The organism is Exiguobacterium undae DSM 14481, from assembly GCF_000620805.1.
In the GTDB taxonomy this organism is placed as follows: domain Bacteria; phylum Bacillota; class Bacilli; order Exiguobacteriales; family Exiguobacteriaceae; genus Exiguobacterium_A; species Exiguobacterium_A undae.
This window is the reverse complement of record NZ_KK211187.1, coordinates 592,518-610,160: the sequence shown is the minus strand read 5'-3', so window position 1 is coordinate 610,160 and position 17,643 is coordinate 592,518. Positions and strand designations below refer to the sequence as shown.

Here is a 17,643-nt window from a genome sequence, read left to right as displayed (position 1 = left end):
ACTATGAAAAAACGATACGCCTTTTTAGCAACAGGATTACTCGGAGCCGGGATTCTTGCCGGCTGTGGCGACAGCAGTGCGAAAGAAGAAACCAAGTCGATTAAGATCGGTGCGACGAGCGGTCCTTACAGCGACATGGTCAAAGAAGCGATTCAGCCTGGTCTTGAAAAGAAAGGCTACAAAGTCGAAATCGTTGAATTCAGCGATTATATCCAGCCGAACATCGCGCTCGGCAGTGGCGACATCGACGCGAACTTGTTCCAACACTCGATCTATCTGAAGACGTTCGCGAAGGAAAAGAATCTCGATCTTAAAGGGCTGATCACTGTCCCGACGGCACCGATGGGCTTATATAGTAAATCTTATAAGTCGCTTGATGACGTCAAGACAGGCGCGGAAGTCGCAACACCAAACGATCCGACCAACCAAGCCCGCGCGTTGAACCTACTCGCTGAACAAGGCTGGATTGAGTTGAAGCCGGATGCTGATCCATTGACGGTTTCTGAAAAAGACATTGTTAAGAATCCAAAAAAACTCGTCATCAAACCACTGGAGGCAGCACAGTTGCCACGTGCCATCGAGAGCGTTGATATTTCTGCCGTCCCTGGAAACTTTGCGCTTGCCGCGAAGTTCGATTTACTTGATGCGTTGGCACTCGAGAAAATGGACGAGCAGTACCGTAACTTAGTCGCTGTCAAAACAGCAGATGAAAAGAAACAGCTCGCGAAAGACTTAACGGCTGTCGTCGAATCAGATGACTTTAACGCTGTCATCGAAAAGTCCTTTAAAGGCTTCAGTAAACCCGAGTGGGCAAACTGACGTAATTCCTTTTGCCGATTCATTCATCTAAAGACGATATAAAACCCCTGAAACAGCTCCCTCCCCTTACAAAAAGGATGTGGAACGGTTTCAGGGGTTTTCCATTGAATGATGTCTCGTTAGAAGTCACGTCTTCCGCTCGACTTCTACGGGAAAAGGAAGCGCTGCTTCCGTCAGGAACAGGCGAGACCCGGTCATCAAACAGATGACAGCTAGCTTGCGTTCCGCCCGAGAAAAGCGAGTGGAGAAGACGGGGCTTCGTCAATCAAAATTCCCCTCTCATTTTTCAAGATAGGATTCAAATACAGATGGCGCGTCATTCATCTACAGATTGATCCACACAAAAGAACCCCAATCCTGCTTTCGCAAAATCGGGGTGATACGTACGCTTTAGTTGTAAATATTACTTTACGGTGTCCGGAAGTTAATCGTGAAGTACGGCGAGTTTTCCCGGAAAGCCACACCGACATCCGCCTGCTTGAAATCATTGTTCATGATATTGTCGCGGTGTCCTTTTGAGTTCATCAACCCCCAGTGTGCTGCAAAGACGTTCGGGTAGCCCATCGATAGGTTTTCTCCGGCTGTCGAGAAACGGATTCCTTTTTCTTTCATCCGATCAAACGGATCGCGTCCTTGTGGATCGGTATGGGAGAAGAAATTGTTTTTCGCCATGTTCTCACTGTGAGCCCGTGTGACAGGTTTCAGCGCATTGTACGGAGTCAGTGCTCCGCGTTTGTACTCTGCCCGGTCCCAGTTCATCAGACGCAACATCAATTTCTCATCCGTTGTCCGTAATGCACTCGATGCCGTTCCGTAGAAGCCGCTTTTTTTCGCTTCCACGTCTTTCGGGATGGCAAGTGTTGCTTTGACCTTATTGCCGTCATGTTGATCAAAGAAATACGTGACATACCGGTCCTTTTTTTCATAGACGGCAGCATGATCGAGGTTCAACAAATAATTTGTATTCCCTTTCCGGTACGACTTGACGGCTTTCCAGCCTTTTTTCGCAAGTGTCGCTTCCGTATCTTTGTTCAGGACGGCTCCTTGCGTCGTCACACCGTTTTTCGAACGGTACTTCCCGTAATCTTTCCCGTCTTTCGTCAGTGCGACAAACTCTTCAGACGCTGTTCGCCTGACTTCCCAGTCATAACCCGGGTATTCACTCGTATATCGATCAATCAGCGTTCCCCCGCTTTTCGGGTAGTCCGCCTCCGCCTGTTCCATGGGGGTGTTTTCGTAACTAAAGAAAGCGACCGCTGCTACTCCGAGCACTAACCACTTTTTCATGTGTCTTTCGCCTCCTCATTTGTTCCATTACCCTAATTTTAAAAGAAACCAGTCCATTCGAACAGTCTAAGCTATCGTTTCAAGTGAAATCACACGATTCCGTATGTCTCTTCACACTTTTGACACATTTTAGACTTTATGTGCAAAAGAGGTCTGACGTCTTTATTCATCACATTCTCACACCATTATCATACATAAAATAAACTATTCTTTCCCTGTTGTTAAAATGTGTGAACATTCTTTTATTTTCATTCCTTTTAAATGTTGTTGCCGTTCCCGAAAACCCTCGCTATCATTAGAATTCGTAAGGAAAAAATAAGGAAATTTTATATAATATCTACTTCCAAAGGAGTATGCCATGATCCTACTTTATTTTATTTACGAATCGATTACGTTTTTGCCGATCCAGCAGTATTTGTTTTCCGGATGGATGATTTTAGTCTTACTGACTGTTTCGTTCAGTATTGCCAATGCCCATGAAGAAGTCCATATCAGTCAGCGGTTTGGTTTTGAATTGCTTGTGCCCGGCGTCGGTCATTTATTACGCAAACAATTCATTCCCGGTCTTTCCATTATCCTTCTGCTGATCATCATACACTTTATGTACATGTTCCGCGCTATCCCGCTCCACCTCGCTTTACTGCTCACTCTTTCCATCAGTCTGTTTTCTTTTCTCTCTCTATTTATCCGAACATACAAAAAAGCGGACAACTAAGTCCGCTTTTTTGTATGTTCAACGATTAAAACTTGTTCGACTCGACTAGTTTATAGCGCTTCGAAAGCTCTAGCCACGTTTTACCATCTTTTTTGGTTTGGACAAGTACATATGGAATGCCTTTCGTCACACGAAGCTCCAAAAGCTCACCGTGTTGGCGACCGTGTGTTTCACTGACTTTTAACCAACGATTTGCAATTTTCCGTTCGATGGTCACGTGTTTTCCTTTTTGAACAGCACGCCATTTTCCGATTTCTGCTTTCCCTTTGACCGGATAAGCGCTTTGTGCTCCTTGAATCGAAATGATCGCCGGATCATGATCGCTGGCGCTGCCGTCTGCCTCCATATAATCAGAGTTGATGTTGACGATATCAGACGACGTATACGGCTTCAGGTTTTTCGAAATCAAGACGTGGTCAAGGACTTGGGCGTTTCCGTTGTAGATGTACGAATACCGTTCGGATTTCGGAAGATCATCCACCGTATTCCAAAGGTTTTTCCCTTTTAAGATATCCAGCGTTTTCGAGAACTGGAAGTCGTTTAAGTCACCAAGTACCACGACGTTCGCATCTTTGACTTCTGTTTCCAGCTCACGGACGAAATCTTGTACGATCGTCGCGATGGCATGGCGTTGGACTTCACTTTTACGGACGGCTGGTTGGTTTTTGCCAAAGTCCGCTCCATCGCCGCCTTTTGAATTAAAGTGGTTGGCGATGACGTGATACGATTCCCCTTTGAAGATAAACTCTCCGACGAGTGGTTTCCGTGAACTATCGAAGTTTGGATCCGTCGGTTGAATCCGTCCCGGGTTGTTCGTCAATTTACCATTCTCGACAGCCACTGCTTCCGTTGCCGTTCCTTTTTCACCTGACGCAAGTGAAACACGTGCTGGGTTATACAAGAAACCGACACGAATGTTTCCACCCGGCTGCCCGCCGTCTTTTTTATCTTCCGGTGCGATATCGGTATACGCGTAACGGACACCTGTCTTCGCTTCGATTGCGGCAATCAATGTCTCAAACGATTTCGAAGCATCCACCGTGCCGCTGTCTGTCGCACCGTCATTATCCTGCATTTCCGTCAAACCGACGATATCCGGTGTTTTCAGGAACGTCGCGATCCCTTCGGAAACACGGTCCACCTTGCCGGCATCTGCCGTTGAAGCAAAGTTTTCAACGTTATACGAGGCGACTGTCAAACGTGAATCTCCTGTTTCGATGTTCGTCGGCTGACGATCCACTTCACTTGTGATCAACGTTGGTAAGTCAGCCGCTTTTGAAAGCACTTTGTAAGCCGAGTAGTTATAACTCATGACCCCTTCAATCGTTCCGTCAAAGCGGTCGCCGGATTTCGCCCGGTACGAGCTGCTGCCCATCTCAACGAACAGACGCTCCGGATTGACGTTATTTGCCGTTAAGATTGGCGTACCGCGTTTCGTATAGTCTTTGTTTGCCGTTTGTGTGCGCACTGGAATCGTCCGGTTGGCCTGTGGACCCGTGACGATGGCGTTCGGAAGCGCGACACGCATTCCTTCGACACTCTCGTATAAATCGATGGCATCTTCCGCCGGATCAAATTCAGCAAACGAATCGTTGTCGACGACTTGTGTCGGAATCAAGACACCCTTCTCTCCGAGGACGATGCTTGCCGGTAATCCTGTGTTCAATGCGCCTTTGACGAGGTTGACTGTACTGATCTCCGTGACCGCAAGATCCGTGTCAAACTTATCACTGTATCCGCCAAGTAACCATTCTTTGACGTAACCCGTCGTTGCGACGGTCTGACCAATCGCCGCACCGTGATTTTTAGCGTATACCAGCACACCTTCTGATGTTTTGCTGTTGTTATCCGGGTTCGGATCCTGCATGTAGAAGTTGTTTGCATCAACGATATACGTGACGACACCGGTCGTCCGGACGAGTTGATCCGCGTATGGTGACGTGTGGGCTACCCCTTGAATACTGCTGATTTTCGTGATGGGTGGTGCGATGTAATATTTGAACGTCGATACGGCAGATGTTTTACCGTCTTTAACCACAACCGCTTGGATCGTGACTTCGTCATTGATTGTAATCGGTCCAGAATAAACAGGGCTTTCTGCTGTCGGTGTCGAGCCGTCGACTGTAAAGTGAATCGTTCCCTCGCCCGTCAGTGTGACTTGATCGCCGCGTTCGACTTCTCCGACGGGTGATGCTGTTGGTGCGACCAAGATGTCTCCCGCTTCAGCAGCATGTGCGCCGAGGTCCGTCAACGTATCGACCGGGAAACTTGTCCATTGCGACGGTTCATATGTTTTTGATCCTGCTGTGACGTTTGTCTTGCGAACAAGTGTCGTATCTTTCGCAAAGTCCGTGCTCGATCCGACGGGTCCGATGATATCAAGGACTTCATCCCCTTTTTTCAGGGCAACGGGATCATTTCCGTTGAAGTTCAGTGAACCGGTTGTTTGTTGCGCTTTTCCCTTGATGTCTGCGTTCGCGCTTGAATTGGCGATCACAAACGTTTTTCCCGGTTCAATCGTACCGGACAATGTGATTTTCGCTTCCGAAGGTCCACCGTTCGTATATTGTACAAGTGTATAATCGGCTAAATTAATGATTTGCCCCGAACCATTATAAATCTCAATCGCTTTATTGTTGCTTGACCCTTCTATGTACTCAGACAAGATGACGCCTTCGCCTTCTGCCCCGACCGTAATGCCTGCTTGCGGAAGAATTCCTGCTGTTAATGCGCCGACCAATGCCCACTTCCCAAACGTACTGACGTTCTTCATGATGTTACCCCCTATGAATTTTCTGACACTTCTTCATATTATCAGATATATTTACGGATAGTGTATATTTTGTGTAAAAAAAGACCTTAATATTCGTAAAAGAATTAATTGTTAACGCTTACAAAAATTAATCATTCGTCTTTATGTTACAAAAAAACACGAAAGACAGACAATTGCTTAAAAAAGGGTATAAAAAAAACGCCTTTTCAGCGTGTCTGTTTTTAGGTGTCATGAGAATCGAGGATACAGGTGATCAAAACACCTGAAACGACGAAAGCCCTACCTCTCTTTCGTTGTTACGGCTCCTTGGCCGCGCCAGCTGAATCAAGCGTTTTAGCAAGAATCAAGTTACGCGTTGGGTTGCGTATTTACTGGGATTTTTAGAATTTCGCTCGGAATGAGCTGAAAAGTATCGAATGGAAGGTTTATCTTGCTGGGTCAACTTCTTCTAGTTGAACAGAAGAAGGACAAAATAAAAGCGATGACTTATGTCTGACTCATTTGTCAGTAAGGTCTAAAAATCCTGACCTGATTATTAAATTGTGTATTTAAGTGAAAGATTCTCACATGAGTGATCATCCCCGATTCATGACAAAATTTAATATAACACATTTTATTTTATAAAGTCAATCTTTTTTTCATCGTCCTATTTTTACCGGACTGAACGAACCGTTGATTCCCCACTTCAAAATCGGTATCGTTAGGGAGATGACATTACTATAGAAGAAACGAGGTCAAAAGAGATGGCTACGAATCGATTGATCCATGAAAAGAGTCCTTATTTATTGCAACATGCCGAGAATCCTGTCGACTGGTATCCGTGGGGGGAAGAAGCATTCGCCATGGCCCGGGCGACCAATAAACCGATTTTCCTGTCGATCGGCTATTCGACGTGTCATTGGTGCCACGTCTTGGCGCACGAAAGCTTTGAGGATGAAGAGACCGCCCGTCTGCTGAACGACCGTTTCATCTCCATCAAAGTCGACCGGGAAGAACGTCCGGACATCGATCAAATTTATATGACGGCAGCCCAACTGATGAACGGTCAAGGAGGATGGCCGCTCAGCGTCTTTATGTCACCTGACCAAACCCCGTTTTACATCGGGACTTATTTTCCGAAAACGCCGCAGTTCAATCGCCCCAGTTTCCGGCAGGTCGTGTTGCAACTGAGTGAACATTACCGAACGGATCCCGAAAAAATTGAACGGGTCGGTACTGAAATCAATCAGGCCCTATCAAACGTCCTTCATGGTGACACCTCGGGTCAACTTGACGAGTCACTCGTTCACGACACCTTTGACCAGGCGATGCGGCAATTTGACGTCAAAAACGGCGGGTTTGGTGAAGCACCAAAATTCCCCTCTCCTTCCCTGCTGACCTTTTTACTTGATTATCATCGCTTTGCGGAAGACGAGACCGCCCTACAGATGGTCATGCGGACGTTGACGGCGATGCGCGACGGCGGAATCACCGATCAAGTCGGCTTTGGTCTTTACCGGTACACCGTCGACGCCCGTTGGGAAACGCCGCATTTTGAAAAGATGTTGTATGATAATGCCCTGTTTGCCACAGCTTGCATCGAAACGTTCCAAGCTTCCGGGCGCGAACGGTACAAACAGTATGCGGAAGAAGTGTTCACGTATATCGAACGGGATTTATTATCGCCGGAAGGAGGATTCTATTCGGCGGAAGATGCGGACAGTGAGGGACGGGAAGGACTGTTCTATACCTTCACCTCTGAGGAACTGACCACGTTCCTTGGGAAAGAGGCCTTGTTCCCGCTCTATTATCAGGCTACTCCTGGCGGTAACTTTGAGGGGCGGAATATTTTCCGGCGGACCGACCACTCTCTGCAGGCGTTCGCCGATGAACAAGACATGCCTGTTCGCGACGTCGTGCGCCAACTCGAACGGGAACGACAGACGTTACTACGGATCCGCAGCACGCGGACACGTCCGTTTCGGGATGATAAAGTCTTGACGTCTTGGAACGCTCTGATGATTTCCGCTTATGCCAAGGCCGGACGGGTTTTTGCCAATCCGCATTACACGTCAGTCGCAGAACGTGCCTTAGCGTTCCTCGAGACCCATCTGATCGATGGCGATACGGTTCGAGTCCGTTACCGCGAAGGTCACGTGCAAGGAAATGGATTTCTCGATGACTACAGCTTCTTGACGGAAGCTTATCTGGAACTGCATCATACGACACAAAAAAGTCAATACCTTCATGCCGCCCTGCGTCTGACGGAACGGATGCTCCGCGATTTTGGAGATTCCAACAGCAGCTTCTTCTTTACGTCTGTTAATGATGAAACTTTATTGGTTCGACCAAAGGATCTGTACGATGGCGTCACACCCGCCGGAAACAGTACGGCAGTCTCGAATCTGTTGCGTCTGTCCCAACTGACCGGTCGGACGGATTATCGGGATGCGGCCCATCAGGTGTTTACATCCGTTGCGCTCGAAGTCAAGGCGCAACCGACCGGATTCGCCAGCTTGATGAGTGCCTATGTCCGCACCTTGATGCAGCCAAAAGAACTGATCATCCTGACTGACAGCCAGGAAGCAATCGAACCTTATTTATCCGAACTCCTTACCCGACGCATACCGGAATTGTCGCTCCTCGTCGGCAAAAAGACGGACTTGCTGTCCATCGCGCCATTTCTGGCGGACTATGAACCAATCGATTCAGCTCCAACCGCTTATCTCTGTCACGATTTTCAATGTGAACGTCCGACAACAAACCTCGAATCGCTTCTTGAACAACTAAATTCTTGATTCCATTCCCTTCTGTTTCCTAAAACAGAAGGGTTTTTTAAAAAACAAAACCCCTTTTTTCAAAAAAATTCTAAATATACTGTAGATAAATGTTTTATTGTCGATAGTAAGAATAGGCAAATTAATTTCACACCTTAGAATTGACATCCTAGAGCCCGATACGTCTTCGGACGAATTCCAACTAGGAGGATACGATCTTTGAACACGACACTATTCACGAAAACCTTGAAGATGCTGGTCAGCTTCATCCTGGTCCTCGGTCTATTTGTTTCTTACAGTCCATCATTAGAGGCCGCAACGACGAAAGCAACGACCTACCGTCTGTCTACCGATACTTATCTGTACGACAAGACGACATCTTCACGGAAACGCCTGTTGACGATCAAGACCGGAACTATCGTTTCATCCACGTATGAGTCCACTTCTGGCTACTTCAGAAGAGTGTCATACAACGGAAAAACGGGATATGTCGCGTCAAAATATCTAGCAGCATACGACAAAAAAGAAACGATCAAGGGACAACGGTTCCTCGTTTCGAAAAAGACGGCGCTCCACACAGCGGCGTCAACGACAGCTCCTGTCATCACGACACTCAATGAACAGGATGCGTACTACAGTTCACAAAAAATCACGAATTCGGTCGGAGAAGTCTGGTACCGCGTCAAATATGACGGGAAGACCGGTTACGCCCGTTTTCTGAATGCACAACCGATCAGCTATACGCGTTTAGCAAAAACAACATTAAAGACGACAGACGGTTACATCCTGCGCCAGTATGCCGGCACAGCGTATCCGCGTCAGCTCGTCGTTCCGACGGGGACATCGCTGCAAACGACAGGACGGATCGGTGACTGGTATAACGTCACTTATGCAGGCAAATCCGGCTACATGCATAAAGCAGCCTTCGTCGGTTCATCCAAACAAGACATAACGACGATTCCGGAAACGGCCTTCAAGACAAAAACCGCTCTCGCTTTGTACGATGCGACGGACGGAACAAAACGTCCGCTCATCACGATTCCAAGCGGAACGATCGTCAAATCAACAGCACGGTCCGGTCAGTACCATCGTGTTACGTACAATGGGAAAACAGGGTATGCCTTAACTGCTTCCCTGACGGAATACACAGCCACCGTGAAATTAGCTTCATCCCGCTTCCTGTTATCAAACGCTGTCGCGATCAAAGCGTCTCCATCGTCATCGAGTACGACGATTGCCAGCTTACAAACCGGTAATGTCTACTACACGACGTTACTCGTGACGAATTCGATCGGTCAACAGTGGCACAAGGTCTCAAAAGATGGCAAGACCGGTTACGTTCAAGTCAACCAGGGAAAAGCCATCAAATATTACACGGTCCACGATCTTTCGTTAAAAACGACGAAGGCGACAGCACTTCACTCGTATGCCGGTCCTTCTTACGGAGTCGTCAAAACGATTCCAAGTAATGCCGTGATCAAGATCCAAGGTCAAATCGGCAACTGGTACAAAGTATCGTATGACGGGAAATCAGGTTATGCGTCAGGTGCAACCTTTACCGATCACGTGACGACACAAGCGATTCCAACGACGGACTTCGAGCTTAAAACAGACGTCGCGGTGAAAGCCGCTCCAAAAACAACGGCGACGACCGTCACGACGTTTAAAACGAATGATATTTATCAAACGAATCAACTCGTCACGAACGGTTCATCGAAATGGCACCGGGTGACGAAAGACGGTCAGACGGGATACCTTCCGGTTGACCAGGGGACACCGGTTTCCTATACATCGGAAAACATCGCGATGAAGACAACTGCAACGACAGCACTGCGTACATATGCAGGTAACTCGTATGCGACGACCGCAACGATTACGAGCGGGACAAACGTACAGGTCATCGGAAAAATCCAAGACTGGTACAAAGTGTCGGCAAGCGGAAAAATAGGTTATGTGCCTGCTGATATGATGACGGAACTGATTACGAAAAAGACACTTTCGGCTTCCCGATTCGTCTTATCGAAATCGGTCGACGTGAAGAAAACCCATCATTCGACAGCCGACACATTAACGACTTTGACGGCAAGTGATGTCTACTACACGACACAACTCGTCACGAACGGTCGTTCTGAACAATGGCACCGGATGAACATCAACGGTAAAACTGGTTACGTCCGCGTCAACCAAGGAACGCCGATTGCTTACAGTGCCGTATCAGCAACAAAGTATAAAACATCCAGCTCGACACCACTTCGTTCATACGCCGGTCCTTCTTACGGGGCTGTCACGACGATTCCGAGCGGGACAATCATCACGGTAACCGGACAAATCGGCACTTGGATGAAAATCACATATGCCGGCAAGAGTGGCTACGCGTCTGCTTCGACATTAAATGAATTTACAGAAACAAAGACAATCCCGGAAGCCCGTTTCTTGCTTGATGCATCCATCGCTGTCAAAAGTGATGCGAAAGACACTGCAAGCACGATTGCTACCTTAAACAAAGGGAACGTCTATACGACAAAAACATTGGTTGTCACGTCTGCAAACGGTCAGTGGCACCAAGTCACTATTAATGGAAAAACCGGCTACATCAAACTGGGTCAACCGACTTCAGTCATCGGTTATGAACCGATTGAAAAATCGTTTGTCCGGGCAACAGGAACGACTTTACTCCGGTCCTATGTCGGAGATGCGTATCAGCCGGTTGCTTCCGTTTCACTCGACACCGTCTTGCCGGTAACAGGGAAAATCGGTAACTGGTATGAAGTTTCCTACGAAGGGAAGACGCTGTATGCGTACAACGGGACACTCGTCATGACGTCGTCCAAATTAAATATCTACAATTCAGTGGCGACGCCGTTTACGTTTGACAGTTTCATCAGTGCGCAAATGAAATTGAACCCACCACCACAGACGGATCTGTACGCGTCGAAGCTGATGTATGTCAGCGCGGATTATGTCCGACTTGGCGGCGCACTGGATCCGGTCAACGGAACAATCGCAACGGTCACTGCGACGACACCACTCAACATCCGGTCCGGCGCAACGACCGCAAGTCACGTTTACGGTCAATTCAAACCGCAAGCGATGATCAAGGTGTATCAAAACGTCAGCGGATTCTACACGACGTATCCGCGTATCTATACATCGACTACACGCTATTCGACGATTTATTGGTTAAATGCGTTGGAAGCAGATGTCCGTAACGCGGCAGATCCGCTGAAAGTGGATCGCCAGTCATCGGCTTACTATCAATTCCTTGATTTATCAAAATCAACGGGCGCTACAGCTGCGACACTCAACAAGATCCTTGCGACAAAAGGCATCTTCGGGAAGTGTTCGACCGGCAGTTGTGGACAAGCCTTCATCGATGCGGGTGCCAAATATTCGCTGAACGAAGCGTACTTGATCTCACACGCTTTGCTTGAGACAGGCAACGGTTCTTCGAAATTAGCAACCGGCGTCAGCTGGAATGGACGGACGGTTTATAACATGTACGGCATCGGCGCATACGATTATGACGCCATCAACACAGGTGCAGCGTATGCTTACAGCCAAGGTTGGTTCACACCGGAAGCTGCAATCATCGGTGGTGCGGAATTCATCAGTACGAAATATGTGCATAATCAATACGATCAAAACACCCTCTACAAAATGCGTTGGAGTCCGATGCGTCCTGGTGCTCATCAGTACGCGACGGATATGGGCTGGGCCGTTAAACAAACGACTCAGATCTATAACCTGTATCGACAGATGGAGAGCTATACGGCTGTCTTTGATATTCCGGTCTTCGCCCGTTAAACACAACAAAAACATCCAGGCATGGAATCGATCGATTCGTTGCCTGGATGTTTTTTTGTACTTCCATCGTCCCCGTCTGACGGAAGACATCTCCTGCATTTACGCGGAAGAGACATCCTGTCAGACTTGATCATCGGAGACGATTTGCAGATCGATACCCCGGTTTTGACGCATGATCTGATTGACAATCGAGCCGCGCCGGATTTCCTGCCAGCGGGTCCGGGCGGATTGACCGAGTACGATTTGGGTGATGCGGTGATGCTTCGCGACCGCCGTAATGGTCGCGGCAATCGAGCGTTCTCCTTGAATCCGGATCAACACTTCGGCGTCGAATAAGGACCCGCTCTCGCGTAACATGGCGAGAACTTCCGCTTGCCCTGCCGACAGCTTATTCTCCGGTCCCGGTAAAATCGTCAGGATATAGAGATCTGCTTTTAAGCGGCTCGCCATCCGAAATCCCCGGTAGATCAATTTCCGGGCATTTCCGTTTAACTGGACACAGACCAGAATTCGTTCCTGTAACAGCTTCGGATCTTTTTCAATCAACAACCGCGTCTGATAGACTTGATCATCGACCTCGTCCGCGACCTGTCGGAGCGACAATTCACGCAGACTCGCCAAGTTTTGCAGTGAAAAAAACGAGTTCAAGCTTTGTTCGATTTTTTCTTTTCTGTAGATTTTCCCCTGTTCAAGCCGTTCACGCAACGTCTGTGGGGTGACATCGACCAGTAAAATTTCGTCCGCTTCACCAAGGAACGGGTCCGGAATCCGTTCCCGGACTTCGACCCCCGTCACTTCCTTGACTTTAAACAGCAGACTCTCGAAATGTTGGATGTTGACGGCTGAATAGACATTGATACCGGCGTCAAGCAGCGCCGAAACATCTTGATACCGTTTTTTGCGGATGGATCCCGGCGCATTCGTATGCGCCAATTCGTCAATCAGGACGATATCCGGTTGCCGGGCGATGATGGCGTCGACGTTCACTTCGAGAAACACCTTGTCCTTGTACAACACTTCCAACAACGGGACCTGCTCCAAGGAGCCGATCATCGCGGCTGTTTCACGTCGACCGTGTGTTTCAATCAATCCGAGAACGACATCCCGCCCTTCCTCGATGAGCATTCGGGCGTCGGCGAGCATTTTATACGTCTTTCCGACACCAGGAGCTGAGCCGATGTACAGCTTCAGCTTCCCCCGTGTCATGATTGACTCCGATCAAGCGCCAGATTCAGCAACAGCACATTTACGTACGCATCATTTCCTGCTTCCTGATCAATCAACCGCCGGACTTCGTCACGCGAGAGATCCCGTTCGGTTGCAATACGATTCACTTGTGCCCGTGCATAGTCGAGCGAGATGTGCGGATCGAAGCCAGAGCCGGATGTCACGCGGGCATCGTCCGGAAGCGAACGTCCGTCCTCTTTGGACTGTTCCTGTTGCTCGTTGATCTTCGTAGTGAGCTCCGGGTTGGATGCTGCTAGGTTATCCCCAGCAGATGCGCCCGCTAATTGATCGACTGCCGATGGACGTCCGTGGAAATACTGCTTCGACGTGAAGGGTTGGGCGATCAATTCCGATCCAATGAATTTTCCGTTTTGTTGCAGGAGTGAACCTGCTGCTTTATCGGGTACGAGCAACTGACCAAACAGGGTCAGTAACGCGGGAAAGACGATCCCGCATAACGCTGTGATGAAGACCGTCACACGTATGGCTTGTTTCATTGTCCTTTTTCTCCTTATAGGATGCTTGCGAGCAAGACATCGATGATTTTAATGCCGATGAACGGTACGATGACCCCACCAAGTCCGTAGATCAATAAGTTCCGTCCGAGCAGCTGATCTGCCGTCATCGGCTTATAGGAAACACCCTTCATCGCGAGCGGAATCAGCATCGGGATGATGATGGCGTTAAAGATCAAGGCCGACAGAATTGCGGTCGTCGGTGAATCGAGTCGCATGATATTGAGCAACTCCATCTCCGGAATCGCGACCATGAACATCGCCGGGATGATCGCAAAATACTTCGCGACATCATTGGCAATCGAAAACGTCGTCAAGGCGCCACGCGTCATCAGCAATTGCTTACCGATTTCGACGACCTCGATGATTTTTGTCGGATTGGAATCGAGATCAATCATGTTCGCCGCTTCTTTCGCCGCTTGCGTCCCGCTGTTCATCGCAAGACCTACGTCCGCTTGCGCCAGCGCCGGTGCGTCATTCGTACCGTCTCCGGTCATTGCGACCAAATGGCCTGCCGCCTGCTCCTGCTTGATGACACGGATTTTATCTTCCGGTGTACATTCAGCGACGAAGTCATCGACACCGGCTTCCCGGGCAATCGTCGCTGCCGTCAGGGGATTATCACCGGTACACATGACCGTTTTGATGCCCATCTCACGCAGTCGGTCGAACCGTTCCCGCATTCCCGGTTTCACGGTATCCTTCAGATAAATGACACCTAAGATCGTCTGATCGATGGCGACGACGAGCGGTGTGCCGCCGAGACGGGCAATCTGATCGACCGTCGTTTGAAGGTTATCCGGAATCACACCACCCTGTTCCGTAACCCATTGTTGAATCGCCTGCCCCGCTCCTTTGCGGACGCGGCGTCCATCTGTTAAATCGAGTCCCGACATCCGGGTTTCTGCCCGGAACGGAATGATTTCCGCTCCTTGTAACTTATCCTGATCAATCGGCATGTTTCGCAATCCGGCCAGTTCGAGGACTGAACGTCCTTCCGGCGTTTCGTCTGCGAGCGAGGAGAGGATCGCGCCTTCAAACGCCGCTTCCTGCGTCACATCACCGACCGGTGTGATATCGGATGCCATCCGGTTCCCGAACGTGATCGTCCCGGTCTTATCAAGAATGATCGTTTGAATGTCCCCTGCTGCTTCAACGGCTTTCCCGCTCATCGCGATAACGTTGAATCGGGTCACCCGGTCCATCCCGGCAATCCCGATCGCGGATAATAATCCGCCGATCGTCGTCGGAATCAAACAGACGAGCAACGCAATCAAGATCGGACCGGACAATTCAAATCCCAGATAGTTCGTGAAGACGGGTAAGGTCATGACGACCAGTAAAAAAATCAGTGTCAAACTCGTCAGCAACGTCGACAACGCCAGCTCGTTCGGCGTTTTTTGACGACTCGCTCCTTCGACCAAGGCAATCATCTGATCGAGGAACGATTCCCCGGGATTGCTTGTGATCCGGACTTCGATTTCGTCACTAACGACGAGTGTTCCACCGATGACGGACGAGAAATCGCCGCCCGCTTCTTTAATGACCGGTGCGGACTCGCCGGTAATGGCGGATTCATCAATCGATGCCAGCCCTTTGATGATTTCCCCGTCCCCCGGCACGTATTCACCGGTCCGGACGAAGACGATGTCCCCTTTGCGCAATGTCGCGGACGAGACTTTCTCAATCATCTGACCAACCCGTTTGCGCGCCATGACATCGGCTTTTGATGCCTTCAGCGAATCCGCCTGTGCTTTCCCGCGTCCTTCCGCAATCGACTCTGCGAAATTCGCGAACAGCACCGTCAAGAACAGGATGATGCTGACCGCCAGATTGAAGCCACGCATCTCATCGATGAAAATCGTATACCCGATTGCCATCAGGCAACCGATCCAGACGACGAACATGATCGGTTGCTTCACCATATGCACCGGATTTAACTTTTTAAAGGCATCGAGTGTCGCTTGTTTCGCAATCGATGGATTGACGGCAGATTTGGATTCTCTTTCAGGAATGTTCGGTTCCTGCTCAGTTGGTTGGTGTTTTACTTGTTCCATCATTTCTCATTAGCTCCTGTTCACATCGTCAGCCAATCCGCGACCGGTCCAAGTACGAGCACTGGCAAGAATGTCAGCGCACCGACGAGTACGACCGTACCGAGGAAAACTGTGCCGAAAAGTGGGGTATCTGTTTTAAACGAAAATTCATCTTGCGGAACGGCCGGTTTTGCCTTGAGTGATCCGGCAATCGCCAGCATCAGGATCAGCGGAATGTAGCGACCGAAGAATAAAGCAAACGACGTCGAGACATTCCAGTACACGTTGGCATCGCCGAGCCCTTCAAAACCAGAACCGTTGTTGGCCGTCGCGGATGTAAATTCGTACAAGACTTGCGACAGACCGTGATACCCGGGATTCGAAATCCCAGCGACTCCTGGTGCGACGTACATCGAGACCGCTGTCCCGACGAGAATGAGGAACGGTGGGACGAGCAAGGTGATGGCCATCAGTTTGACTTCAAATGTCTCCAGTTTCTTGCCGAGGAAAGTTGGTGTCCGACCAATCAACAGCCCCGTCAAGAAGACGGCAACGAACGCATACAACAGGACATTCAAGAAACCGGCACCCGTTCCGCCGTAAACGACGTTCAGCATCATGTTCCCCAGCTGGATCAATCCGGCCAGCGGATGGAGCGAATCATGCATCGCATTGACCGCACCGGTTTCGGCGGCCGTCGTAATCGAACTGTACAATGCTGTCCCAATCTGTCCGAAGCGAAGCTCTTGACCATGTGCGGTCGGATTTGCGAAGAGACTGCCGGCCATCCCGAACGTCATCATGACAAACAAGATCGTCATCACGCCGAGGAACAGGCGGCCCTGCTTGGCCGAACCGATGATTTTTCCGTAAGCAATCGGAAGTGACATCGGAATCAGCAGCATCAAGAACATCTGGATGAAGTTGACGTATTGGTTCGGGTTCTCAAACGGATGCGCTCCGTTGACACCAAAGAAACCACCACCGTTATTCCCGAGCTGTTTGATGACTTCAAACGCAGCGACCGGTCCACGGTAAATCAGTTGCTTTGCTCCTTCAAGCGTCGTGACGCTGACAGCACCGCCGAACGTCTGCGGCACACCAAACAGAATCATCGCCAGTCCAAACACAAACGAAATCGGCAACAGAATCCGGACGATGAAACGGACGAAGTCGGCATAAAAATTACCGAGCGGCTTGTTTGCAAGTCCGCGAATGACTGCCATACAAACGGTGAACGCCATCGTCGGTGCGACGAACAGCATCGTTCCGAGGACAAACGTCTGTGACAGATACGATAACGCTTCACCCGAATAATGTTGTTGGTCCGTATTCGTCATGAAGCTGATCGTCGTATGCAGGGCGGTCGACCAGTCCAGATTGACAGCTCCGTTCGGATTCAGAGGCAAGCTTCCCTGGAAACGCAGTAGCAAGTACCCTCCGACAAAAAATAACAAGTTGACGAGCAACAGACTTTTCGAATAACCGACCCACGACTGGTCTTGTTTTCGTTCATCAACGCCGAGAACAAGTAAAAATCGCCGTTCCACTTTACCGAACGAATCCATTTTCCGGTCTTCGACAGGTGCAAAGTAGGTTCCGATGTAACGTCCGAGCAAGATGGCTGCCCCTAGTGCGATGACGAGTAAAATCCAAAATTGGATTAAAAATTGAGTCCACATGATTTGTTTCTCCTATGCGATTAGAATTT

General features: G+C 49.2%; 10 protein-coding genes. 4 read left to right on the top strand and 6 right to left on the bottom strand.

Annotated features, from left to right (window positions below):
- Positions 1-3 precede the first annotated feature (3 nt).
- On the top strand, positions 4-819 hold the full coding sequence (locus tag P397_RS0103755; protein WP_026832042.1) for a MetQ/NlpA family ABC transporter substrate-binding protein: 816 nt from the start codon (positions 4-6) through the stop codon (positions 817-819).
- A gap of 408 nt (positions 820-1,227) precedes the next feature.
- Here P397_RS0103755 and P397_RS0103750 read toward each other — a convergent pair whose 3' ends face one another.
- On the bottom strand, positions 1,228-2,106 hold the full coding sequence (locus P397_RS0103750; protein ID WP_028105682.1) for a CAP domain-containing protein: 879 nt from the start codon (positions 2,104-2,106) through the stop codon (positions 1,228-1,230).
- Between the two features lie 358 nt (positions 2,107-2,464).
- Between P397_RS0103750 and P397_RS0103745 the strand changes: the two genes are divergently transcribed.
- Positions 2,465-2,821, top strand: coding sequence for a hypothetical protein (locus tag P397_RS0103745; RefSeq protein ID WP_028105681.1), 357 nt, complete (start codon positions 2,465-2,467; stop codon positions 2,819-2,821).
- A 25-nt stretch (positions 2,822-2,846) separates the two neighbouring features.
- Here P397_RS0103745 and P397_RS0103740 read toward each other — a convergent pair whose 3' ends face one another.
- Entirely contained in the window at positions 2,847-5,594 is a 2,748-nt protein-coding gene (locus P397_RS0103740) for a chitobiase/beta-hexosaminidase C-terminal domain-containing protein (RefSeq protein WP_028105680.1), read from the bottom strand.
- A 743-nt stretch (positions 5,595-6,337) separates the two neighbouring features.
- Between P397_RS0103740 and P397_RS0103735 the strand changes: the two genes are divergently transcribed.
- Both P397_RS0103735 and P397_RS0103730 read left to right on the top strand, forming a co-directional pair.
- Positions 6,338-8,371 (top strand): thioredoxin domain-containing protein, encoded by a 2,034-nt coding sequence (locus tag P397_RS0103735; RefSeq protein WP_028105679.1) that lies wholly within the window; start codon positions 6,338-6,340, stop codon positions 8,369-8,371.
- Between the two features lie 198 nt (positions 8,372-8,569).
- On the top strand, positions 8,570-12,154 hold the full coding sequence (locus P397_RS0103730) for an SH3 domain-containing protein (RefSeq protein WP_028105678.1): 3,585 nt from the start codon (positions 8,570-8,572) through the stop codon (positions 12,152-12,154).
- A gap of 120 nt (positions 12,155-12,274) precedes the next feature.
- Here P397_RS0103730 and P397_RS0103725 read toward each other — a convergent pair whose 3' ends face one another.
- The 4 genes from P397_RS0103725 to kdpA are packed head-to-tail and all read right to left on the bottom strand — an operon-like array spanning position 12,275 to position 17,614.
- A complete protein-coding gene (locus P397_RS0103725; protein ID WP_028105677.1) occupies positions 12,275-13,360 on the bottom strand; it encodes a universal stress protein in 1,086 nt (361 codons plus the stop codon).
- Positions 13,357-13,878: a potassium-transporting ATPase subunit C gene (locus P397_RS0103720; RefSeq protein WP_028105676.1), complete on the bottom strand. Its 522-nt coding sequence runs from the start codon at positions 13,876-13,878 to the stop codon at positions 13,357-13,359. The genes P397_RS0103725 and P397_RS0103720 overlap by 4 nt, the downstream gene beginning before the upstream one ends.
- Positions 13,879-13,892: 14 nt before the next feature.
- Entirely contained in the window at positions 13,893-15,956 is a 2,064-nt protein-coding gene (gene kdpB, locus P397_RS0103715; RefSeq protein ID WP_028105675.1) for a potassium-transporting ATPase subunit KdpB, read from the bottom strand.
- 17 nt (positions 15,957-15,973) lie between these two features.
- A complete protein-coding gene (gene kdpA / locus P397_RS0103710) occupies positions 15,974-17,614 on the bottom strand; it encodes a potassium-transporting ATPase subunit KdpA (protein WP_028105674.1) in 1,641 nt (546 codons plus the stop codon).
- Positions 17,615-17,643 lie beyond the last annotated feature (29 nt).

What these genes read in the sequence shown, in the direction of transcription:
- P397_RS0103735 (WP_028105679.1), top strand. Translation starts at nt 6,338, where the DNA reads ATGGCTACGAATCGATTGATCCATGAAAAGAGTCCTTATTTATTGCAA.
- P397_RS0103725 (WP_028105677.1), bottom strand. Translation starts at nt 13,360, where the DNA reads ATGACACGGGGGAAGCTGAAGCTGTACATCGGCTCAGCTCCTGGTGTC.
- kdpB (WP_028105675.1), bottom strand. Translation starts at nt 15,956, where the DNA reads ATGATGGAACAAGTAAAACACCAACCAACTGAGCAGGAACCGAACATT.
- P397_RS0103745 (WP_028105681.1), top strand. Translation starts at nt 2,465, where the DNA reads ATGATCCTACTTTATTTTATTTACGAATCGATTACGTTTTTGCCGATC.
- P397_RS0103750 (WP_028105682.1), bottom strand. Translation starts at nt 2,106, where the DNA reads ATGAAAAAGTGGTTAGTGCTCGGAGTAGCAGCGGTCGCTTTCTTTAGT.
- P397_RS0103720 (WP_028105676.1), bottom strand. Translation starts at nt 13,878, where the DNA reads ATGAAACAAGCCATACGTGTGACGGTCTTCATCACAGCGTTATGCGGG.
- P397_RS0103755 (WP_026832042.1), top strand. Translation starts at nt 4, where the DNA reads ATGAAAAAACGATACGCCTTTTTAGCAACAGGATTACTCGGAGCCGGG.
- kdpA (WP_028105674.1), bottom strand. Translation starts at nt 17,614, where the DNA reads ATGTGGACTCAATTTTTAATCCAATTTTGGATTTTACTCGTCATCGCA.
- P397_RS0103740 (WP_028105680.1), bottom strand. Translation starts at nt 5,594, where the DNA reads ATGAAGAACGTCAGTACGTTTGGGAAGTGGGCATTGGTCGGCGCATTA.